The sequence below is a fragment of the Pseudarthrobacter sp. NIBRBAC000502772 genome, assembly GCF_006517235.1.
GTDB lineage: Bacteria > Actinomycetota > Actinomycetes > Actinomycetales > Micrococcaceae > Arthrobacter.
Genome location: NZ_CP041188.1, coordinates 1,725,820 through 1,747,344 on the forward strand (window position 1 = coordinate 1,725,820; position 21,525 = coordinate 1,747,344).

A 21,525-nucleotide genomic window follows, 5' to 3' on the forward strand; every position below is an offset into this window, starting at 1 on the left:
CGACCTCCAGGGAGACGCCCGCGCATGTCCAAGATTATCTATACCCACACCGACGAAGCGCCGATGCTGGCTACTTATTCGTTCTTGCCGATCATCGAGGCGTTTGCTTCGACCGCAGGTGTGGAGGTGGAGACCCGTGACATTTCGCTCGCAGGCCGCATCATCTCCGTGTTCGGTGACTACCTCACCCCGGAACAGCAGATCGGCGACGCCCTTGCTGAACTGGGTGAGCTGGCAAAGAAGCCGGAAGCCAACATCATCAAGCTGCCCAACATCAGCGCTTCCATCCCGCAGCTGAAGGCCGCCATCGCCGAGCTCCAGGGCCAGGGCTACAACCTGCCGGATTACCCGGACAACCCCTCCTCGGATGAGGAAACGGCCGTCCGTTCCCGCTACGACAAGATCAAGGGCTCCGCTGTGAACCCGGTCCTGCGTGAAGGCAACTCGGACCGCCGCGCGCCGCTGTCCGTCAAGAACTATGCCCGACAGAACCCGCACTCCATGGGTGCGTGGTCTGCGGACTCCAAGACCAACGTGGCCACTATGAGCAAGGACGACTTCCGCTCCAACGAGAAGTCCGTGGTTATCGAGTCCGACGGCACCATCGCCCTCCAGCTGGTCCGCGAAGACGGCTCGGTTAAGGTCCTGAAGAAGGCCTTCCCCGTCCTGGCCGGCGAGGTTATCGACGGCACCGTCATGCGCGCCGCCGCGCTGGATGAGTTCCTGGCAGCCCAGGTTGCCCGCGCCAAGGAAGAGGGCGTCCTCTTCTCCGCACACCTGAAAGCCACCATGATGAAGGTCTCGGACCCCATCATCTTCGGCCACGTGGTGAAGGCCTACTTCTCCGAACTGTTCGAGACCTACGGCAAGCAGCTCACCGCCGCCGGCCTGAGCCCCAACAACGGCCTTGCCGCCATCCTGAGCGGCCTTGAGGAGCTTCCGGAGGACGTCCGTGCAGGCGTGAAGGCGCTCATCCAGAAGGGCCTCGACGATGGCCCGGCCCTGGCCATGGTGGACTCTGACAAGGGCATCACCAGCCTCAACGTGCCCTCCGACATCATCGTGGACGCTTCCATGCCCGCCATGATCCGCTCCTCCGGCCACATGTGGGGCCCGGACGGCCAGGAAGCCGACACCCTGGCGGTCCTCCCGGACAGTTCCTACGCCGGCATCTACCAGGTTGTTCTGGACGACTGCCGCGCCCACGGCGCCTTCGACCCCACCACCATGGGCACCGTCCCGAACGTAGGCCTGATGGCCCAGGCCGCCGAGGAATACGGCAGCCACGACAAGACGTTCGAGATCCAGGAAGCCGGCACCATGCAGATCGTGGACGGTTCCGGCGCTGTGCTGATCGAACACAAGGTCGCCCCGGGTGACATCTGGCGCGCCTGCCAGGCCAAGGATGCCCCCATCCGCGACTGGGTCAAACTGGCCGTCACCCGCGCCCGCGCCTCCAAGACGCCCGCAGTTTTCTGGCTGGACGAGACCCGCGCGCACGACCGCAACCTCATTGCCAAGGTCAACGAATACCTCAAGGACCACGACACCGAGGGCCTGCAGATCGAAATCATGTCCCCGGTGAAGGCAACGGCATTTACGCTCGAGCGCATCCGCAAGGGCGAGGACACTATCTCCGTCTCCGGCAACGTGCTCCGCGACTACCTCACGGACCTGTTCCCCATCCTTGAACTGGGCACCAGCGCCAAGATGCTTTCAGTTGTTCCGCTGATGAACGGTGGCGGACTCTTCGAAACCGGCGCCGGCGGATCGGCCCCCAAGCACGTCCAGCAGCTGCTCAAGGAAAACCACCTGCGCTGGGACAGCCTGGGTGAATTCCTGGCTCTGGCCGTCAGCTTCGAGCACCTGGCCACTACCACGAACAACGCCCGCGCGCAGGTCCTGGCAGACACCCTGGACAAGGCGACGGGGACCTTCCTGCTGGAAAACAAGTCCCCGAGCCGCCGCGCCGGCGAGCTGGACAACCGTGGCAGCCACTACTTCCTCGCACGCTACTGGGCCGAGGAACTGGCCAAGCAGACCGAGGACACGGATCTGGCGGCATCCTTCGCGGCTGTGGCCAAGGAGCTTTCCTCCAACGAGGACACCATCGTCAGCGAACTGGCCGCGGTACAGGGCTCAGCGGTGGACATCGGCGGTTACTACCGTCCGGATGAGGCCAAGGCCTCGGCCGTGATGCGTCCGTCCGCCACGTTGAACAAGGTCATTGCGACTCTGAACTAAGCGGAACCGAACCAAAGAGGCGGCGCCCCGGGAAACCGGGGCGCCGCCTCTTTTGTCTAGTCGACTTCGTCTAGCCGATGGGACCGGATGAAGCGCAGGTGGGTTAATACGTGATGTGCCGTCCACCCGCACTCAGTCGCCGTCCTTGCCTTTGCCTCTATTTCCCTTGTCGTCTGAGGGCGCGGGAGCTACCGGCGCGGTGGCTCCTTTTTGGGCCGCATCGGCGTCCGCCTGCCTTTGCGCTGCGGCCGCGTCCTCTGCGACCTTCGCTGCTGCTGCGTCGGCTAGGGCCTTGGCCGCCGTCAGGTCTGCCCGGACAGCAGTGGCGGCCGTCGTGATGCTGCGCCGGCGTTCCTCGGAAACCTGCCCGGTCCGCGCAGCGGACGCGAGGTCGGCCTCGAGGCTATCCAAAGCTGCCAATCCGCCAGCGGGGTCATTAGTCGCTGAGGCCTGGGTGACGCCGAGGACTCGTGCCTGGAGTTGGCGGGCGGCATCACGTTGAAGGCCGGCCTCAGCCGGACCGCACGCTGCCAGTGAACCGGCGAGCAGAAATGCTGCTGCAGCTGTCAGGCATTTGGCAGTGGCCGAACGCCCGCGGTGCTTCGGTGCAGGGCTCATGGTTCCACGCTCTCCTGAAGTTCCTTGAGGTGGTCGCCCAGGGTGCCGGTGACGGCGGGGTAAGGAACGACGTCGGGCGTTGGCTGAGGTGCCAGGCCCAAGGTCAGCGCCGCCGCGGCTGCTCCAGCGGCGAGCACGCCCAGTGCGGTGACCGTCCAGAACCGCCTTCCGGCGTGGCGGAGACGAGACAAGCTCGGAACCCAGCCCCGCGCGTCAGGACCGCGGGTGATGTCCAGCTGGCCCTTGCTGGATCGGACTACAGGCAGATCTGATTCCGCGGTGATGGCGATGGACGGCGGCCTGAACGGCATGGCCGGGAGTACGCGGGTTGTCTCCGTCGCGAGCTCGCCCGGTGCGGACACGGGTGACACCAGGGCCTGACGCAGAACGGATTCAACATCGGACGCGACGGGACGTTCCAGCGGTTCGATGGCAGTCATTGAACGGATCAGATCAGCCCACTCCGCCGGAAGGTCAGCGGGGATCTCGGGTGCCCGGTGCAACCTGGCCACTGCGGATTCCACGGCGCTGCCCGGGAACTCAACGGTTTGCTTGATGCATTCCAGCAGTACCAGACCCAGCGAGTAGATATCCGTGGCGGGCGACAGGGGAGAACCCATGGCCTGCTCCGGACTGAGATATGCGGCCGTCCCCACCATGGTTCCCGTGGCGGTCAGCCGTGCTGAATCCGCCATCCTGGCGATGCCAAAATCCGTGAGTTTGGGTCGTAAAGGTTCGCCCGGACGGATTTGGACGAGCAGGATGTTCCCGGGCTTGATGTCGCGGTGGATGATGCCCAGGCTGTGCACGTAGGCCAGCGCGTCAGCTACGCCTGCCCCGATGACTGCAAGCTCGTCCAAGGGAACTGCACTGTGCCTGATCCGGCTGCGGAGGTCCTGGCCCTCCACGAGCTCCATGGTCAGGAACGGCCGAGGTTGGTCCAGGACACGGGTATCGATGCCTGCATCGAACAGCGTGACCAAGCTGGGATGGTTGAGCGTTGCCAGCAGTTGGATTTCGGCTTCCTGGCGTCTGAGCTCATTGGCATCCGGTGCTTGTGGGGCAAAGAGCTTCAGGGCGACATCCCTGCCCAGGTTTTCGTCCCGGGCGCGGTAGACGGATGACATGCCGCCGCGGCCGATTATGTCTGCCAGCCGATAGCGTCCGCCGAGCATTTCATTCTTAATTGAGCTAGGCGAATCCGCCACCATGACCAGTTCCTCCCGGTGCGCTGCGGCACTATTCCTGCTCAATAATACCGGCCGGTAGGGCATCCTTTGAGCCGTCTGCCGGCACGCCGGTGGCCCGGCTAAGAAGTGATTGGGACTTTCTCAGCCGGACCTCCGGTCACAAGGACAAGTGCTGGTAGTTGAGCTCTCTGGTGGCCACCTCCTATCGGAAAGTTGGCTAGGCCGCGAACGGCGGAGCCGGTGCGTTGACGGGTCTTAGCCGTCGCAGTCCGTTGACTGCGGAGTCCGCTAGGCCTTCCGGCGCCGCTTGAGCATCAGCAGTCCGGCAAACAGCAGGATGACGGCCAGAGGGATCAGTGATGCATCCATACCCGTCTTGGCCAGGGTGGCGGCGCCGCCCTGGCCTGAGGTGTTGCCCATGGTGTTTGCTGCGGAAGATACCGAACCGGTGGCGGTGCCGGCGGGAATAACAGTGATACCGGTCGTGCCACCGCCCGTGGTGCCGGTCGTTCCGGTTCCCGGATCGGTGGTGCCGGTGGTTCCGGTTCCCGGGTTCGTGGTGTCAGTGCTACCTGTGGTGCCGGTGCCCGGGTCCGTGGTGCCGGTAGTTCCGGTACCCGGGTCCGTTGTGTCCGTGTCACCCGTCGTGCCGGTTCCCGGGTCCGTGGTGTCCGTACCGGGCATGTCCGTACCAGGGGTTTCAGTACCTGGGGTTCCACAGCCATCGCCGCCGCCGATGATGACGCATGCATCAATAACAACATTCGCGCCGTCAAGAACGCCGGACGTGCCCAGGCCGAGGTTGATATCGGCCGCTGCGGCGACGGCGGTGGTGGTGTCGTTGGTGCCGTTGCCGTTGGTGTTGCCCAGGAGGTTGTCTCCGAGGTTGACGTCTACGACTGCGGCGACGCCAGCGGTGGTGCCACTGTCGTTTGTATCGCCGAGGATGCCATTACCGAGGCCGAGGGTGATGTCGGCTGCTGCCGCAACGTCGGCGGTGGTTCCGTCGCCGGTGGTGCCGTCGAGGACGTTGTTTCCGAGGCCGAGGTTGATGTCGGCTGCTGCGGCAACGTCGGTGGTGGTTCCGCTTCCGTCGGTGCCGGTCACGGTGCCGCTGCCCAGCCCGATCGCGAGGTCGGCTGCAACGTCAGCCGTGGTTCCGCTCCCGTCGGTGCCGCCAAGGCCGAGGTTGACGTCGACCACAGCGGCGACGTCAGCAGTGTCCGACTGCGTTGAGCCACCCAGCAGGCCCAACGACGTCGTATCTGCGGACGTCGCCGCTGAGACCAGTGCGGAGGCCGTGAGGTCCGGTCCGCTGGTTGTGTCGGCGGCGCTGGCCGCGGTGGCGCCGAAGGCTAGTAGCCCACCGGCAAAGAGGGTGCTAAGCAGCCCCCTACGAAGGTTGCAATTCATGGTGTTGTCTCCTGAAGAGTTGATTTGGGGCGCTGTTCAGCGCCTTGAGGCCGTGTTCTGCCCATGAAAGGGCAGGGGGGCTCAACTAGTCAGGAGAGGAACCGGGGTCGAATGACACCGGCGAGGGGACATGCTGAGGTGATCCGCTGACGGGGAAGGCTCCCGAAAGCGGCAGGTTGAAACCGAACTCGTCCAGCCAGGCAGCAGAGCCTGAGACGCCGGAGGGCGAAGCGCCGCTCCCCACACCCGAAGCAGGTCCTGCCGGAGCTGGAGCCTGAGGCATGGACGGATCGACTGTCCACGTATTTCCGGGCGCAAGCGGGAGCGTTCGTGCGCTGGTCTTGGCCAGCGCGGACGACGCGCCAGTGGCGGCCCGAAAGTGGTCTGCAGCGTTGGTGGAGCGGCCCGGCGCATCATCGGCGCTGTGTTCAGCACCTGCAGTTGGTCCCGCGGCGGCATCCGCAATGGTGGAGGCCTCACCGGCGACGGCAATCCCGTCAACGATCAGGTCGGGCAGCGTGACCGGCACGGCCGCCACGGTTGCATCCACCAGATCGACCACGGGCTGCAGCACGGGTTCAAGAACGGGGACCGCTTCAGCGAGTGGCGGAGCGACGGTCTCGATCAGGTCATCGGCAGCCGTATCGACCACTCCGGCAACCGGGACGGCCACGGAAGTGACGGTGCCAGCCGGAACCACGCTGTTCACTACGGGTAGTGGGGCTATCAGGTGGTCAGCCGTGCCTGCCACCCTGCCTACTACGGGCTGCAGCAGTCCGGCAGGGGAAGGAGCAGGGGACGCGGCCTCAGGAATCGGAGTTTCAGCACCGGACAATGGGGCCGTAAGGGACGAAACAGATGACGCTACGCCACCCAGAACGGATCCTGAATCTCCCGAAGAGTCTGCTGTCGCGGCTGAAGCGGAAAGCGTCAGCCAAGTGGCGGTCACCGCACCTGCGAGGAGAAGTGGCCGGAGCGCACGCCACGGCGAACGGAATTTAGCCATGCGTACCACCCCCAGCATCGTTGAGACCTACGATTTCATCAGCGTAGGACTCGCGCGTACAGGAAGTCTAGGGAAACTGAAAATAAATCCAGCAAGCTTACTAATTTGTCACCCAGTCATCGATAACCGAAAGATGACAGTTAAGCCTGTTTACAAAAATGTCATAGCCCAATAGGTTAGTGGGCATCGTTCGGGTAGCTGACGCCCAGCTGCCCGCGCACTCCGTCAAAGAGCCGCATGGTATTGATGGAATCCTCCAGCGGCATGACCGGGCTCTCGGCCAGGCCCTGTTGGATGCAGCGTGTCACCTCGCGCAGTTCGTAGGTATAGCCGATGCCGACGACGTCGAACGCCTCCGTGCGCAGGCCCTCGCGCCCGATGCCGATCACTAACTCCCGCGGATTGTTGATGGAACCGACACTTTGGAGGTAGCCCAGGCTGCCGGCCACGGTGGCAGTCCGCGGACCGTACGCCAGGAGCGAGGACGTCAACTGGGCCTGGGCACCATGGTTGTAGCCGAGCGTCAGCGCATTCTGGGCGTCCACGCCGTCGTCATTAATGAAGCCGGTGGCACTGACGGTCTGCGGGAACCCCAGCGTTCCCACTGCCCACAGCAGGGGGTAGACCGAGATGTCCAGGAGGGCGCCGCCACCGTCCTGCCTGGCCCACAACCTGGACGTCGGGGAATAGGGCGCGGGAAAACCAAGGTCAGCAGTCACCCAGTGCACGTCCCCGAGCTCCCCGGACGCGGCAATCTCGAACGCCCGCTGCATGCCCGGGAGGAAGCGGGACCACACTGCCTCCATGAGGAAGAGCTTCCGCTCCCGGGCAAGCGCGACGAGCTCGCTCGCTTCCCTGCCGTTGATGGTGAACGCCTTTTCGCACAGGACGTGCTTGCCCGCATTGAGCGCAGCGAGCACAATCTCGTGGTGCTGGGCGTGCGGCGTGGCGACATAAACGACGTCCACCGAGTCATCGGTGAGCAGGCGCTGGTAGCCCGGCACGCCGTCGTCGTCCCCGTAGGCCTTGGTGAAACCGTAGTCCGCCGCGAAACTCTCCGCGGTGCCCTGTGAGCGGGAACTGACGGCGTAGAGCTCCGCGTCGGGAAGTAGTGCCAGGTCCTGCGACACTGACCGCGCGATCCCGCCGGTGGCTATGACGCCCCACCGCAGGCGTTTTCCGGTGGCGGACCGGGGATCCGGATCGGACTGGCTGGACAGCCACGGTGTGGCAATGGGCGCACTCATGGTGCCCATCCTCTCATTCAGACCAGTGCGGGCGTCAGACCAAGGCGCGTCGCGCCGGTTCTTCCGTCAGCCGGCCCTGCTGGAGCCTGAAGCGGCGGTCCGTCTTGTTGGCCAGCGCCCTGTCGTGCGTGACCACCAGGATAGTGGTGTTGTGGTCACGGCTGAGCGAGCTGAGCAGTTCGATGATGTGATCACCCGTCTGCTCATCAAGGTTCCCGGTGGGCTCGTCCGCGAGGATCAGCTTGGGTTCGTTGGCCAGCGCCCGGGCGATCGCCACGCGCTGCTGCTCGCCGCCGGACAGCCGGTTGATGCGCCGCACCTGTTTCTCCGTGTCGAGCTGCACCTGCTCCAGAAGGTCCATTGCCCGCTGCCGTCGCTCCGCCCTCCGCACCCCGGCGAACTCCATGGGCAGCATGACGTTGTCCAACGCGGAAAGATTCGGGATCAGGTTGAACTGCTGGAAAACGAACCCAATGTCCCGCCGCCGGTACTCGGTCAGTTTGCCGTCCGGCATCCCTGCCAGGCTCACGCCGTTGACGACGACGTCTCCGCTGGTGGGTTTGTCCAGCGCACCGAGGAGGGACAACAGTGTGCTCTTGCCGCTGCCGCTTTTGCCGACGATGCAGGCCAGCGTGCCCTGCTCCAGTACAAAACTGACGTCGTTGACCGGCTTGATGGTGCGGTCACCGGAGTTGAAAGTGCGGACCAGGTTCTTGACTTCAATCATGGCTATTCTCCTCGCAGGACTTCGATGGGACGGATGCGCGCCGTGAGCAGCGCAGGGACCAGCGCGCCGATGATGGCCACGCCGAACACCGCTGCGATGCCGGCGGCGATGACGCCGGGGGAGGCGCTGGCGGTGACCGATGTCAGCAGCTGGGACGCGCCGCCAAGGGGTCCTCCCTGGCCGCCGGGGAAGCCAGCGCCGCCGCCGGGGAAGCCGGCACCGCCGCCGGGGAAGCCGGCACCTCCGGCTACGCCGGCCGCGCGACCGGTGGTGGCCGCCGTCGTACTCGTGTTGGTGCTGATCAGTGCGGAAGCGATGCCTCCGCTGGCAAAGGAGGCGACGGCAGCCCCCACCGCGCTGCCCATGGCCACCAGCACCAGCGCTTCCAGCACGAACTGCAGTCCGATGGTGCGGTTGGGTGCTCCGATCGCCTTCAGGACACCGATTTCCCGGCGGCGCTCGCGGACCAGCATGACCATGATCAGCAGGATGATCAGTCCGGCGGTGCCCAGGGCTGCGACGAAGGCGATGAAGGAGATGTTCTTGACGCTGCCGAGCGAGCTGACGGCCGACTCCAGGTTCTGGCCCTGGGTGACGTCGGCCTTGTCCGTGCCGAGGGCGGACTCAAGCGCGGTCTTGGCGGCCCCGAGGTTCTCCATGCTGTCCACCGTGACGATCATCGATGACAGCTCGCCAGGCAGTTCCGCGACGGTCTGCGCCGTCGGAAGGGTCAGATACAGGGCGTTGTTGCCGAACGTGGTGCCTGAATCGAAGAGGCCAGCCACCGTGAACGTCTGGTCGTTGATGGTGAACGTGGAACCGATGGCCAGGTTGTTCTTCTCGGCCAGTGTGGTTCCCAGGAGGGCGTTGGCGGATTCAGCCGTGTAGTCGCCCAGCCCAGTGCCTTCGGTGATGGTCAGGGCCTTGCCGGTGCTGTCCATCTCGCCGCCGATTCCCGTCGCGGTGATGGGAAGCGAGCGCACCGGCTGCGTGGTAGTTCCCGTGGTGCCGTTCGCGGCCTGGTTACGGCCGCCGAGTGTGCCGGCGTCGATGGCTGCGGTGAGGCTGGTGGTCAAGGTGGTGGCGTTCTGTCCGCCGGGCCCGCCCTGGCCGCCGCCGGGGCCAGCCTGCGTGCCGGCCGCCGTCTGCGCTGCCGCTTCGGCCGCGTTCCGCAGCCGGAGTGAACTGGTGCCGACGACGGAGGTTACGTTGGGGACGGCAGCTGCGGTTGCTGCCTGCTCGGCGGTCAGCGGCTCGCCGCCGCCTTCGAAGCCTTGGCCGCCGGCAGGGTTGACGGTCAGGACGGTCCCGACGGACGCGTTCAGCTCCTGGACTTTGGCTCCGACGGCCTGGTTGGCCACCAGCATGGCCAGGGCAAGTCCGATCGCGACGGCCAGGACTGCCACCACCGCAGCTGTTCGGACCTTGTTTCTGAAGGCGTTGCCAACACTCCGGGCAAGGACGCTCACGGTACTCCTAAGATCTGGGGCCGGCGGAAGGCCGGCATCTGCTCCTACCCTCGCGTCCGGGCCTGTGCAGGACGACGGACGAAGCTGTGTTTCAGCTGTGAAACGCGGCGGGCAGTGAGAGAGCGTTAGTGAAGAGCGTGCATTAAGTGAGAGAGCGTTGGAACGCGGAATGCCCCGGCTCCCTATAGGGGAGCCGGGGCATTCCAGGTAAACCGGTGGTGACCGGCGGACCGTGCTGCTTGGACCGCGTTACTTGGACCGCGTTACTTGGTCAGCGGGCCCAGTACCGGATCGTCCACGTAGGCCGTCTTCACGTTGGCGGCGGTCACGATGACCGGCGGCAGCAGGAAGGCGGGGACGGTCTTTACCGTGTTGTTGTAGGACTTGTCGTCGTTGATCTCAGGCTTCTTGCCTGCCTGGAGATCCTTGACCATCACGATCGCGTGCTCAACGAGCTTGCGGGTGTCCTTGTTGATGGTGGAGTACTGCTCGCCGGCAAGGATGGACTTGACGGATTCAACTTCCGAGTCCTGGCCGGTGATGATGGGCAGCGGCTTGCCGGCGGCCTTGACCGAAGTCAGGACAGCGCGGGCCAAGGTGTCGTTCGGTGAAAGGACGCCGTCCAGCGAAGCGGTTCCATAGGAACCGGTCAACAGGGTGTCGGCGCGGCGCTGGGCGTTCTCAGCTTTCCAGCCCTGGGTGACGGCCTGCTCGAAGCTGGCCTGGCCGGAGAGTACCTTCAGCGTGCCGTCGTCGATCTTGGGCTTCAGGATGCTCATGGCACCGTCGAAGAAGACCTTCGCGTTGGCATCATCCGGTGAACCGGCGAAGAGCTCGATGTTGTAAGGGCCGGTCGGTTTCTTGGCCTTCATTCCGTCGAGCAGCGCCTGGCCCTGCAGCACGCCCACCTTGAAGTTGTCGTAGGCCACGTAGTAGTCCACGTTCTCTGTGTTGAGCAGCAGCCGGTCATAGGCAATGATCGTCGCGCCGGAGTCCTTCGCCTGCTTCAGCTGGGTGCCCAGCTGGGCACCGTCGATGGCACCGACAATGATGACCTTGGCGCCCTTGGTGATCATGGCACTGATCTGGTTCTGCTGCTCGGAGACGCCGCCGTTGGCGAACTGCACGTCGGGCTTGAAGCCTGCGCTGGAGAGCCCGTCGTTGAACAGCTTCTCCGCCAGTACCCAGTTTTCGCTGGTCTTCTGGGGAAGCGCGACGCCGATGGAGGAGTTCTTCTCGAAGCCGCCGGCTCCGGTGGTGCTGGTGGTGCCGGGTTCGGCCCGTCCGCAGGCCGTCAGCGCCAGTGCTGCGATTGCAGCTATCGCTGCTGCCTTTCCTACTTTACCAATCATTCGCATTTCTTGGTCCACTTTCTCTTTGGGGGTATTGGTTCCGGAACCTGAATCGCTCAGGCTTCCCTGGCGATCGTTTCCTTGGTGGAGGTGGTTTCGTCGGGCTGCAGGGGTGTGCCGGGCCCGCCGGTTGGGCGGTTGAAGCTCTGCATCATCAGTCCGATGATGGACCGCTTGCCCTGAGACTTGTTGTAGACGTCGAACGCCACGGCGATCAGCAGGACCAGGCCCTTAATGATCTGGGTGAGGTCGGCGCCGACGCCGAGGAGCTGCAGGCCGTTGTTCAGGACTGCCATGACCAGGCCACCGATGATGGAACCGATCACGGTGCCCACGCCGCCTGTCACGGCCGCGCCGCCGATGAAGACTGCGGCGATGGCGTCCAGTTCCCAGCCGACGCCGTCGAACGGGCCCGAAGCGGTGGAGCGGCCCACGAAGATCATGCCCGCGAGGCCGGCCAGGATGGACATGTTCATCATGACCAGGAAGTTGACCTTCTTGGACTGGACGCCGGAGAGTTCGGCTGCATGCCGGTTGCCGCCCACGGCGTAAATGTGGCGACCCACCACGGTCTTGGAGGAGACGAAACCGTAAATCAGGACCAGGACGGCGAGGATCAGGCCGGGGATGGGGAAGGACGTGCCCGGACGGCCGGTGGCAAAGAGGTACGTGGCGTACAGGATGGCCGCGCAGACCAGGACAAGCTTCAGGACGACCACCCAGGTCTCTGCCACTTCGGCGCCCAGCACCTTCGCGGTCCGGCGGCGGCGGATTTCGCTGAAGATCACGAAGGTGACTGCAGCGAGGCCGATCAGCAGGGTGAGGTTGTTGTATCCGGTGCTGGGCCCAACCTCAGGAAGGTAGCCGGAACCCAGGTACTGGAAGTCATTGGGTACCGGGATGGTGTTGGACTTGCCCACGAACTGGTTGAAGCCGCGGAACAGCAGCATGCCGGCCAGGGTGACGATGAACGCGGGAATGCCCACGTACGCCGTCCATAGACCCTGCCAGGCTCCGATCAGCGCACCGAGCAGCAGGCCGAGGAGCACTCCGGCGTACCAGGGGATACCCCAGTCGCGGATGGCCAGGGCCACTGTCACGCCCACAAACGCGGCCACGGATCCTACGGAGAGGTCGATGTGACCGGCGATGATGACCAGCACCATGCCGATGGCGAGGATGAGGATGTACGAGTTGCCATTGAAGAGGTTGATGACGTTGCCCGGCGTGAGCGTGCGGCCCTCTGTGGTGAATTGGAAGAAGATGATCAGCGCGACCAGAGCGAAAATCATCCCGAATTGGCGGGTGTTGCCGCCAAAAAGCTTCTTAAGCGCGTTCATTGTTTCAGTCCTTGTATCTGGAAGGATCTGGAGGATTCCAGAGGGTCAGGCGGCCTTGCGGGCGGAGGTCATCAGCTTCATGAGGCTTTCCTGGCTCGCTTCCTCTTTGTTCAGGACGCCGGTGATGGCGCCCTCGAAGATGGTGTAGATGCGGTCGGAAAGACCCAGCAGCTCGGGCAGCTCGGAAGAGATGACCACGACGCCCTTCCCCTGGTTGGCCAACTGCTGGATGATGCCGTAGATCTCGTACTTGGCGCCCACATCGATGCCCCGCGTCGGTTCATCCAGGATGAGGAGGTCCGGGTCCGTGAACATCCACTTCGCCAGGACCACCTTCTGCTGGTTGCCGCCCGAGAGCTTGGCGACGCCTTCCTCCACGGAGGGCGTCTTGGTACGCAGTGCCTTGCGGTACTGCTCGGCTACTGCGAATTCCTTGGCAGTGTCCACCACGCTGTTTCGGCTGATCTTCTTGAGGTTCGCTGAAACGGTGGTGGCCTTGATGTCATCGAGCAGGTTCAGGCCCAGGGACTTTCGGTCCTCCGTCACATAACCCAGTCCGGCGTCAATCGCCTGCCGAACGTTTTTGAGGACGACTTCCTTGCCGTCTTTGTAGATGTGGCCATTGATGAACCGTCCGTACGAGCGACCGAAGACAGACCTGGCCAGCTCGGTGCGGCCGGCACCCATCAGCCCGGCGAATCCCACAATTTCCCCGCGGCGTACGAAGAAGTTGGAGCCCTTGCAGACAAGCCTGTCCTGGATGGCGGGGTGGCCCACGGACCAGTCCTTGACTTCGAAGAACACCTCGCCGATCTTCGGCGTGTGGTCAGGAAAGCGGGACTCGAGGGCCCGGCCCACCATGCCCTTGATGATGCGGTCCTCGTCGACGCCGTCGGCCTTGACGTCGAGCGTTTCGATCGCCTTGCCGTCCCGGATGATGGTGATGGAATCGGCGATCTGCTCAATCTCATTGAGCTTGTGGGAAATGATGATCGAGGTGATGCCTTTGCCTTTGAGGCCGAGCATCAGGTCCAGGAGATGCTGGGAATCGGATTCGTTGAGCGCAGCGGTGGGCTCGTCCAGAATGAGGATCTTGACCGACTTGTTCAGGGCCTTGGCGATCTCCACCAACTGCTGCTTGCCGACGCCGATCTCCTTGATGGGGGTGTCCGGGTCTTCCCTGAGGCCCACCCGGGCCAGTAGCTCTGTGGACCGCTGCCGGGCCTCCGCCCAGTTGATGACGCCGCGTTTGGTCGGTTCGTTGCCCAGGAAGATGTTCTCCATGATGGACAGTTCCGGGATCAGGGCCAGCTCCTGGTGGATGATCACAATGCCGGCGTGCTCGCTGGCGCGGATGTCCTTGAACTGCTGGACCTCGCTCTGGTACACGATGTCGCCGTCGTAGCTGCCGTACGGGTAGACGCCCGAAAGCACCTTCATCAGCGTGGACTTGCCAGCGCCGTTTTCGCCGCAGATTGCGTGGATCTCGCCGGCCTTGACCCGGAGGCTTACATCCGCCAAAGCCTTGACGCCGGGAAATTCCTTGGTAATTGAGCGCATCTCGAGGATGACCGGGTCAGTGTGCGTGGTGTGGGACGACATTTGTCCTTACGCCTCCAATGCATGACTTCTTTGTCCGCCCTGCAAAGCGCAGGGTCGTCTGATGAAAAAGTAAACTGGATCACACGGGTTGTCGTCAAGTCTTTAACGCAATTACCGGGGTAACGAAACGGCTACGCACGCCGGATCCCGGCATGCTGGAACACCAGTGCGGCCGCTCCCAAAGCCTCTGCGCGGTCCCCAAGTGAGGACATCGTCAGCGTGGTGGTCTCGCCGATCACCGGCACTGCATGACGGATAAGCCCCCGCCGAATGGGGTCGAGCAGCAGGTCGCCCAGGCCCGCGAGAGGGCCGCCCACCACGATCACTTCAGGGTTGATCAGGTTCGCTACGTTGCCCAGGGCGCGCCCAACGGCCAGGCCTGCATCGTCCACTACCCTGAGTGTTGCGGAGTCGCGCGCCAGGGCTTTGCGCACGATGTCCGCAGGTGTGAGGGGTGGGTCTTCCCCGCGGCCCAGCAGCTCAATCATGGTGGTGGTGGAGGCGATAGTTTCCAGGCAGCCACGGTTGCCGCAGCGGCACACGAGCCCGTGCTCGTGGATCGTTGCATGGCCGATTTCGCCGGTAATGCCAACGGTGCCGTAGTAGGGCGCGCCGTTGAGGATAAGGCCGGCGCCGATGCCCGATCCGATCTTGAGGAACATCAGGTTGCTCACGCCTGAATGCGGTCCCCACGTAACCTCGGACCAAGCGCCAAGATTGGCGTCGTTGTCAACGAATACGGGTATTTTGAGGGTTTCCTCCAGATGGTGAAGGATGTTGATTCCCACCCATTCCGGGAGGATGGCGCCCTGCGCCACGGTGCCGGTCCGGCGGTCGATGGGGCCGGGAATTCCGACGCCGGCGCCCACCACCAGGGTCCGGTCCACGCCGCTTTGCTGTAGCAGTTTGTCCAGCAGAGCGACGGCGGCCCGGATGCCTTCCTCGGCCTGGTGGCCGAGCGGCAGCAGGACGGATTCCTCGGCGATCACGTGGTAGCTCAGGGATGCCAGAACCACGCGCAGGTGCCGTCGGCCGAAGTCGATTCCCACAGCCACCGCGCCGTTGCTGTTGAGTCTTACGTTGAGTGCCCGGCGTCCGGAACTGGTGATCGGTTCGGTTGACGCCAGGCCCGTCTCCTGCATGATTTTGACGATGTTGGACACCGTGGCCGTGGAGAGGCCGGTCTGGCGCGCAAGCTCGGCCTGGGTGGACGGGCCGCTCATGAGGGTCTCGATGATCCGTTGCTGGTTCAGTTGCCGGAGGGCCGACTGGGATCCCGGATTCTTTGGCTTGCTCCTCGTCGAGCGCGGTGTGGCGGACATGAAAAGAAGACTGCCCTACTTTTACGGTTGCAGTCAAGAAGTTAACGCAAGGAGTCTGCCGAATGAGACAAATTGATGGGACGATCCGCCCGTCCTGTGGCCTTGGCCGGTGCAATTGGCCCCGGATGCCGTTCAGGTCCGGTGGCTAGGCTGGAAAAAAGCGGACGCATTGGCCGTCCCGATCATGTGAGGTGGTAACGGTGCTGCTGGCCCTGATGCAGGCAAACGCCCGCGTACTCGACATAGAGGCAAACCGCGCCGCCCTGGATGCGGCGGCCGGCGCCGCTGCCGCGGAAGGCGCGGCAGTCCTGGTTACGCCGGAGCTGTTTCCCGTGGGCTACGCCCCGCTGCGGCTCCGCGCGGAGCTGGACCCGGCCCGGCTCCCTGCCATCCGCGAGACGTTGCGCGGCATCGCGCGCCGCCACGGTATCGGGCTGGTCTACAGCCTGCCGTCGGTCACGGACAGCGGCAGCTGGCACATCACCTCCACGCTGGTGGACGGCGCGGGCGCCGAGCTCCTCACCTACGCAAAGGTGCACCTCTTTGGCGATGACGAGCGCGCGGCGTTCAGTCCCGCGGACGCGGGTCCCGCCGTCGTCGATTTCAACGGGTTCCGGACATCCATGGTGATCTGCTATGACGTGGAATTTCCCGAAACAGTCAGGGCCGCGGCGCTGGGCGGCGCGGAGCTGCTCCTGGTGCCCACGGCCCTGGCGCACGGCTTCGAAACCGTTCCGCAGGTCCTGCTCCGGGCCCGTGCGCTGGAAAGCCAGCTGACCATCGCCTACGCCAACCACTGCGGAACCGAGGACGGCTGCGAATTCCTGGGCGGGAGCGTCGTCGCCGGCCCGGACGGTTCCCTGCTGGCCGCCGCCGGGCCGGGAACCGAAATCCTGTACGCCAAGGTGGACCCTGACGCCGCCGGAAACGCCCGTGGCCTGGTGCCCTACCTCCGCGAACGCCGCCCGGATCTTTACCGGTCCTGGGGCATCTGAGGCTCCACCCCGTCCACGTACTGCAGGGCAATCCACAGTTCAGCCCTGGCCTGGGCGGAACCAAGGTCCATGGCCAGCAGCTCGCCGAGGGCGTTGATCTGGCGCCGCACGCTGTTGCGGTGCATGCCCAGGACCTTTGCCGAGGCGTCCCAGTTGCCGTTTTCGCCCAGCCACGCCTTCAAGACACTGAGTTGTGAGCTGCGCCGGTCAGGCTCCTGCGCCAGGACCGGCTCCAGCAGCCGGGCGGCAAGCATGGTGCCGGCGCCCCGGCCCAGCAGCCCAGTGACCGACCACGTGACGTCATCCACGCGCACACTTTGTCCGCTGGCCTGGACGCGGGGCCGCAGTGACGATGCACGCTGGTACGCGGCAGGAAGTCCTGCCATTTCCGTGGGATCACCCACCACCAGCCGCCAGCCCAGGTCCTCCACTTCATGAAGCAGCGCGTCGTCCACCTTGAGCCGGGTGACGGCGGCGAACCCGTAGTCAGTCAGTTCCACCATCTTTGTGTCGAACAGCCGGCGCCACTGCAGCAGCTCCCGGACAGGGCCGTCCGACGACGCGGGCGCAGAGGCGTCGGCCCGGATGCCCTGCACCACCCGGAGGGCACCGGACCGGGTTCCGGAAACGCTTTGCGCCAGAAGGTCCCTGAGGACGTTCAGCTGCCGGGTTGAGCCGACGGCCAGGCTGTCCGGGTGCAGCAGGAGGGCCGTCGCCAGCTGGCTCGGGGCCAGGGAGCCGCTGGTGCGCTGGCGTACCAGCAGTTCCAGCAACCCCACCACCGAGGACACCACGCTGTTCTGCGCCGGGGTCAGCGGCCTGTCCGTGCCGAGGATGAGTGCCCCGAGGGTGGCGTCCTTGGTGCTTCGGAGCGGATGGCCAAAAACCAGGGCGGAACCGTTCGCGGGGAGGGAATCCGTCTCCACCCGCGGGCCGTTGCCAGCCAGCAGCCGCTTCAGCATCGGTTGCAGGGCGGAAGGCTCGACGGCGGCGGCCGGGCTGGTCCCGCCGGTCCCGGCTGCTGCGGCCCGGGCCCGCACGCGGCCGTCCGCCCCGAACAGCTGGGCCCATACCGGGACCCGCTGCGCCAGGGCGGAGAGGAGCTCATGCTCGGGCCTGGCCGACAGCACCGCCCGCATCAGCTGCCGGTTGGTGTCCGCCAGCTGACGGAAGACCCGGGCGTTGCCGGACTCCAGGAGCTTGGAGAACTCCAGGCCGATGGCGGCGAAGGGGACACTGCTGGGGATCTGGACCAGCGTGAGCCGATGCGTTTGGCATGCCGAGAGCACGTGGTCCGGGACGGCGTCGAAGTAGGGCTGCAGGCCGAACCCCAAGGCGGCGACGCCTGCGCCGACCAGCCGCCGCACGTACGCGTCGGCACTCTCCTTCGTGCCGCCGTCGTCCTTGAACGGCAGTCCCGCCGTCAGCACGAACTCCCCGTCCAGCAGGTAGGGCGTGGGATCCTCCAGTTCGCTGGGCTCCACCCAGCGCAAAGGGGTGCCGGCGTTCCCGGCGTCGTGCAGGACGGTGAGGTCCCGGGGGAGCGCGGCCAGAAACTGGCCCAGGGTTACGGCATCCAAGTGCTCCGCCGCCTCAGGCTGCACGGAGCGGCTCCGGGCAGGGGAGTTCGGCGCGGTTCATGGTTGGTGCAATACGTCTCATGCCTGAACACTATAGGTCACTTTGCACATCCCTGAGATACGGCTCACACCCCTACGCTGGGGTGGGGAAACCGACAACTACTCACGAACGGACGTCAATGATGACTGTGCCAACACTCTCCGGACCGGCCACGGGCCGTGCGGCCGGCCGTCCCGGGCTGGGCGCGCAACTGCTGCGCCGGAAATCCATCGGGCAGATGGTCAGCGAGGCGGAAATCGGCCAGGGTGGGCCGAAACTGGTCCGCAGCTTCGGGGTCCTGCAGCTGACCATGATCAGTGTCGGCGCCACCCTAGGGACCGGCATCCTGGTGATCCTCGGCGAATCGGTTCCGCTGGCCGGCCCCGCGATCTGGATCTCGTTCGCCATCGCCGGGTTCGCCGCGCTCCTGTCCGCCGTGTCCTACGCGGAAATGGCGGGCATGGTCCCCGTGTCCGGCTCCAGCTACTCCTACACCTACGCCACCATGGGCGAGGGCATGGCCTGGATCTGCGGCTGGTGCCTGGTCCTCGAGTACGCCGTCTCGGTCGCTGCCGTTGCCGTCGGCGCGGGCCAGTACGTGAACGAGGCGCTCGCCGTGTTCGGCCAGGTCCTGCCCGACGCCGTCTCCCAGCCCCCGGGCGACGGCGGCCTGGTCAACATCCCTGCCATGGTCATCGTGGTGCTGGCAACCATTCTGCTGGTCCGGGGCGCCAAGGAAAGCGCCTGGATCAACACGTCCATCGTTGTGGTCAAGGTGGGCATTCTCCTTTTCTTCTGCGCGGTGGCCTTCACCGCATTCAACGCGGGCAACTTCGAACCGCTCCTGCCGATGGGTGCCGCCGGAGTGTCCGCGGCCGCGTCCCGGGTCTTCTTCTCCTACATCGGCTTTGACGCCGCCTCCACCGCCGGCGAGGAAGCCCGCAACCCCAAGCGCGACCTGCCCCGCGCCATCATGCTCTCCATGGTCATCGTCACCACCATCTACGTCCTGGTGGCTGTCGCGGCCATCGGCGCCCGCCCCTGGGGCTGGTTCGACGGTACCGAAGCGGCCCTCGTGAAGATCCTGGAAGAAACCACGGGCCAGCCCTGGATCGCCCTCGTCTTCGCCGTCGGCGCCGTCCTCGCGATCGCGAGCATCGTGCTCACGGTTCTGTATGGCCAGACCCGCATCCTGCTCTCCATGTCCCGCGACGGGCTCATCCCCAAGATCTTCGGCCGCGTCTCCCGCCGGACCGGCACCCCCGCGGCCGGCACGCTCCTGGTGGGAATCGCCGTCGCCCTCACCGCCGGGCTGGTCCCGCTTGGCGCCCTGGCCGACGCCACGAGCATCGGAACTCTGTTCGCCTTCGCCCTGGTCAACGTGGCCGTGATCTACCTGCGCCGCACGCGGCCCGAACTCGAGCGCACCTTCCGCGTCCCCCTCTTCCCGCTCACCCCGATCCTCGGCGCCCTGATGTGCGCCTACCTCATGGCCAACCTCGGCGCCGACACCTGGGTGACCTTCGGAATCTGGATGCTGGTGGGCCTGGCGGCCTACTTCGGCTACGGCCGACGGAACTCCAGGGTAGCGGCGCTGAGCCACGAGGAATACCGTGAGCTGAGCAGGCCGGAATCTTCAACGCTGTCCACCCCCGAACGAACTAAGGCAGAGCTTTCATGACCGTCGCCACCGAACTCCCGGCCTCTGACCCGTCCAGCACACAGACTGGCCCCATCACCATGCTGAACCCGGATTTTCCGTTCAGCTACGACCACTACCTCGCCCACCCGGCAGGGCTCGGTGCGGTTCCACCGGAACTCTACGGCACCGAGGTGGCAGTGGTCGGCGCGGGCCTTTCGGGCCTCGTCACGGCCTACGAACTGATGAAGCTGGGCCTGCGCCCCGTGGTCTACGAAGCGGACCAGATCGGCGGGCGCCTGCGCACCGCCAGCTTCCCGTCCGCTCCCGGCGTGGTGGCCGATCTGGGCGGGATGCGGTTCCCGGTTTCCGGGCGTGCGTTCTACTACTACGTGGACCTGCTGGGGCTGGACACGCAGGATTTCCCCAACCCGCTGGCGCCCGTCACCTCCAGCACCGTGATCGAACTTACGGGCCAGAAATACTACGCCGAGACCGCCCAGGACCTGCCGCCGTTCTTCCGCGAGGTGGCCGATGCCTGGAAGGCGGCCGTGAACGACGGCGCGAAGTTCGTCGAAATGCAGGAAGCCATCCGGGCCCGGGACACGGGCCGGATCAAGGATCTCTGGAACGAGCTGCTGCCGATCATGGACGAGCAGACCTTCTACGGGTTCATCGCCGGGAGCGAGTCATTCAAGGAAGCCGGCTTCGCCCACCGTGAGGCCTTCGGCCAGGTGGGTTTCGGCACCGGTGGCTGGGACACCGACTTCCCCAACTCCATCCTGGAAATCCTCCGCGTGGTCTACACCGACGCCGATGACCAGCACCGGTTCATCAGCGGGGGAGCGCAACGGCTGCCCGTGGCACTGTGGCAGCACGCGCCGTCGGGCATGGCCCACTGGCCCGACGGAACGTCCCTGGCGTCCCTTCACTCCGGCTCACCCCGCGGCGCCGTGGACAAGATCAGCCGCGATGCCGACGGCGACCTCCGGATCCGGGAGCGCTGGGGCCGCGAAGCCAGCTACCCCGCCGTGGTCACCACGTGCCAGTCCTGGCTGCTGTCCACGCGCATCCACACCGAGGAGGCACTGTTCCCGGCCGAACTGTGGACTGCGATCGAGCGTTCGCACTACATGCAGTCATCCAAGACGTTTGTGATGGTGGACCGGCCGTTCTGGAAGGACATCGATCCGGACACCGGCCGTGAGGTCCTGTCCATGACCCTCACGGACCGGTTGAACAGGGCCACCTACCTCCTGGAGGACGGCCCGGACAAGCCCGCCGTGATCCTGCTGTCCTACACGTGGAACGATGACGCGCTCAAATGGCTGGCGCTGGACGCCGACGAACGCGTTGAGCTGATGCTGCACTCGCTCGAGCAGATTTACCCGGGCGTGGACATCGCCAGCCACATCGTGGGCCAGCCCATCACCGTTTCCTGGGAAGCGGACCCCAACTTCATGGGTGCCTTCAAAGCGAACCTGCCGGGGCACTACCGCTACCAACAGCGCCTCTTCACGCATTTCAAGCAGGACAAGCTGCCCGAATCCCAGCGCGGGATCTTCCTCGCGGGTGACGACGTGTCCTTTACCGCGGGCTGGGCCGAGGGCGCCGTAACCACCGGCCTGAACGCGGTGTGGGGTGTGGTGAACCACCTGGGCGGGACCTCGGCGGTTGGCAACCCCGGTCCGGGCGAACTCCTGGACGCCATCGGGCCTATCAGCCTCGACTGAGCAGGTGG

Annotated in this window: 16 protein-coding genes; 4 read left to right on the forward strand and 12 right to left on the reverse strand. The window is 65.2% G+C overall.

The features are described from left to right. The first annotated feature begins 24 nt into the window (after nt 1–24). The gene (locus NIBR502772_RS08140; protein WP_141139808.1) at nt 25–2,244 is read left to right on the forward strand and encodes an NADP-dependent isocitrate dehydrogenase; all 2,220 of its coding nucleotides are present in this window, start codon (nt 25–27) and stop codon (nt 2,242–2,244) included. 132 nt (nt 2,245–2,376) lie between these two features. Here the strand turns inward: NIBR502772_RS08140 and NIBR502772_RS08145 are convergent, their stop codons facing one another. The 11 genes from NIBR502772_RS08145 to NIBR502772_RS08195 all read right to left on the reverse strand — a co-directional run bounded on the left by NIBR502772_RS08145 (nt 2,377) and on the right by NIBR502772_RS08195 (nt 15,530). Continuing rightward, nucleotides 2,377–2,862: a hypothetical protein gene (locus tag NIBR502772_RS08145; RefSeq protein ID WP_141139809.1), complete on the reverse strand. Its 486-nt coding sequence runs from the start codon at nt 2,860–2,862 to the stop codon at nt 2,377–2,379. After that, nucleotides 2,859–4,073 (reverse strand): serine/threonine-protein kinase, encoded by a 1,215-nt coding sequence (locus NIBR502772_RS08150; protein WP_141139810.1) that lies wholly within the window; start codon nt 4,071–4,073, stop codon nt 2,859–2,861. The genes NIBR502772_RS08145 and NIBR502772_RS08150 overlap by 4 nt, the downstream gene beginning before the upstream one ends. 267 nt (nt 4,074–4,340) lie before the next feature. Next, entirely contained in the window at nt 4,341–5,465 is a 1,125-nt protein-coding gene (locus tag NIBR502772_RS08155; protein ID WP_141139811.1) for an LPXTG cell wall anchor domain-containing protein, read from the reverse strand. An 85-nt stretch (nt 5,466–5,550) separates the two neighbouring features. Further along, nucleotides 5,551–6,174 carry a hypothetical protein gene (locus tag NIBR502772_RS08160; protein ID WP_141139812.1) on the reverse strand — a complete coding sequence of 208 codons (624 nt, stop codon included), beginning with the start codon at nt 6,172–6,174 and terminating at the stop codon, nt 5,551–5,553. Between the two features lie 473 nt (nt 6,175–6,647). Beyond that, nucleotides 6,648–7,718 carry a Gfo/Idh/MocA family protein gene (locus tag NIBR502772_RS08165; RefSeq protein WP_141139813.1) on the reverse strand — a complete coding sequence of 357 codons (1,071 nt, stop codon included), beginning with the start codon at nt 7,716–7,718 and terminating at the stop codon, nt 6,648–6,650. A gap of 34 nt (nt 7,719–7,752) precedes the next feature. Beyond that, nucleotides 7,753–8,445: an ABC transporter ATP-binding protein gene (locus NIBR502772_RS08170; protein WP_141139814.1), complete on the reverse strand. Its 693-nt coding sequence runs from the start codon at nt 8,443–8,445 to the stop codon at nt 7,753–7,755. A 2-nt stretch (nt 8,446–8,447) separates the two neighbouring features. Beyond that, on the reverse strand, nt 8,448–9,914 hold the full coding sequence (locus tag NIBR502772_RS08175; protein WP_141139815.1) for an ABC transporter permease: 1,467 nt from the start codon (nt 9,912–9,914) through the stop codon (nt 8,448–8,450). 263 nt (nt 9,915–10,177) lie between these two features. Beyond that, nucleotides 10,178–11,272, reverse strand: coding sequence for a sugar-binding protein (locus NIBR502772_RS08180; protein WP_141139816.1), 1,095 nt, complete (start codon nt 11,270–11,272; stop codon nt 10,178–10,180). A gap of 50 nt (nt 11,273–11,322) precedes the next feature. Beyond that, nucleotides 11,323–12,606, reverse strand: coding sequence for a multiple monosaccharide ABC transporter permease (gene mmsB / locus NIBR502772_RS08185; protein ID WP_141139817.1), 1,284 nt, complete (start codon nt 12,604–12,606; stop codon nt 11,323–11,325). Nucleotides 12,607–12,651: 45 nt separating this feature from the next. Continuing rightward, complete coding sequence (gene mmsA, locus NIBR502772_RS08190; RefSeq protein WP_141139818.1) at nt 12,652–14,208, reverse strand: multiple monosaccharide ABC transporter ATP-binding protein; 1,557 nt, start codon at nt 14,206–14,208, stop codon at nt 12,652–12,654. 131 nt (nt 14,209–14,339) lie between these two features. After that, nucleotides 14,340–15,530 (reverse strand): ROK family transcriptional regulator, encoded by a 1,191-nt coding sequence (locus tag NIBR502772_RS08195; protein WP_141139819.1) that lies wholly within the window; start codon nt 15,528–15,530, stop codon nt 14,340–14,342. A 200-nt stretch (nt 15,531–15,730) separates the two neighbouring features. On the opposite strand from NIBR502772_RS08195, the gene NIBR502772_RS08200 reads away from it, so the two are divergent. Then, on the forward strand, nt 15,731–16,525 hold the full coding sequence (locus NIBR502772_RS08200) for a carbon-nitrogen hydrolase family protein (protein WP_246848737.1): 795 nt from the start codon (nt 15,731–15,733) through the stop codon (nt 16,523–16,525). On the opposite strand, the gene NIBR502772_RS08205 is transcribed toward NIBR502772_RS08200, so the two are convergent. Continuing rightward, a complete protein-coding gene (locus tag NIBR502772_RS08205) occupies nt 16,504–18,129 on the reverse strand; it encodes a PucR family transcriptional regulator (protein WP_141139820.1) in 1,626 nt (541 codons plus the stop codon). The genes NIBR502772_RS08200 and NIBR502772_RS08205 overlap by 22 nt on opposite strands. A 158-nt stretch (nt 18,130–18,287) precedes the next feature. Here NIBR502772_RS08205 and NIBR502772_RS08210 point away from each other — a divergent pair, with 158 nt between their 5' ends. Beyond that, a complete protein-coding gene (locus tag NIBR502772_RS08210; protein WP_141139821.1) occupies nt 18,288–19,826 on the forward strand; it encodes an amino acid permease in 1,539 nt (512 codons plus the stop codon). After that, nucleotides 19,823–21,517, forward strand: a complete 1,695-nt coding sequence (locus tag NIBR502772_RS08215) for an NAD(P)/FAD-dependent oxidoreductase (protein WP_210412409.1) — start codon at nt 19,823–19,825, stop codon at nt 21,515–21,517. The genes NIBR502772_RS08210 and NIBR502772_RS08215 overlap by 4 nt, the downstream gene beginning before the upstream one ends. Nucleotides 21,518–21,525 lie beyond the last annotated feature (8 nt).

Coding starts and splice junctions, on each gene's coding strand:
- NIBR502772_RS08140 (WP_141139808.1), top strand. CDS start 25: ATGTCCAAGATTATCTATACCCACACCGACGAAGCGCCGATGCTGGCT.
- NIBR502772_RS08145 (WP_141139809.1), bottom strand. CDS start 2,862: ATGAGCCCTGCACCGAAGCACCGCGGGCGTTCGGCCACTGCCAAATGC.
- NIBR502772_RS08150 (WP_141139810.1), bottom strand. CDS start 4,073: ATGGTGGCGGATTCGCCTAGCTCAATTAAGAATGAAATGCTCGGCGGA.
- NIBR502772_RS08155 (WP_141139811.1), bottom strand. CDS start 5,465: ATGAATTGCAACCTTCGTAGGGGGCTGCTTAGCACCCTCTTTGCCGGT.
- NIBR502772_RS08165 (WP_141139813.1), bottom strand. CDS start 7,718: ATGAGTGCGCCCATTGCCACACCGTGGCTGTCCAGCCAGTCCGATCCG.
- NIBR502772_RS08170 (WP_141139814.1), bottom strand. CDS start 8,445: ATGATTGAAGTCAAGAACCTGGTCCGCACTTTCAACTCCGGTGACCGC.
- NIBR502772_RS08180 (WP_141139816.1), bottom strand. CDS start 11,272: ATGCGAATGATTGGTAAAGTAGGAAAGGCAGCAGCGATAGCTGCAATC.
- mmsB (WP_141139817.1), bottom strand. CDS start 12,606: ATGAACGCGCTTAAGAAGCTTTTTGGCGGCAACACCCGCCAATTCGGG.
- mmsA (WP_141139818.1), bottom strand. CDS start 14,208: ATGTCGTCCCACACCACGCACACTGACCCGGTCATCCTCGAGATGCGC.
- NIBR502772_RS08195 (WP_141139819.1), bottom strand. CDS start 15,530: ATGTCCGCCACACCGCGCTCGACGAGGAGCAAGCCAAAGAATCCGGGA.
- NIBR502772_RS08210 (WP_141139821.1), top strand. CDS start 18,288: ATGACTGTGCCAACACTCTCCGGACCGGCCACGGGCCGTGCGGCCGGC.
- NIBR502772_RS08215 (WP_210412409.1), top strand. CDS start 19,823: ATGACCGTCGCCACCGAACTCCCGGCCTCTGACCCGTCCAGCACACAG.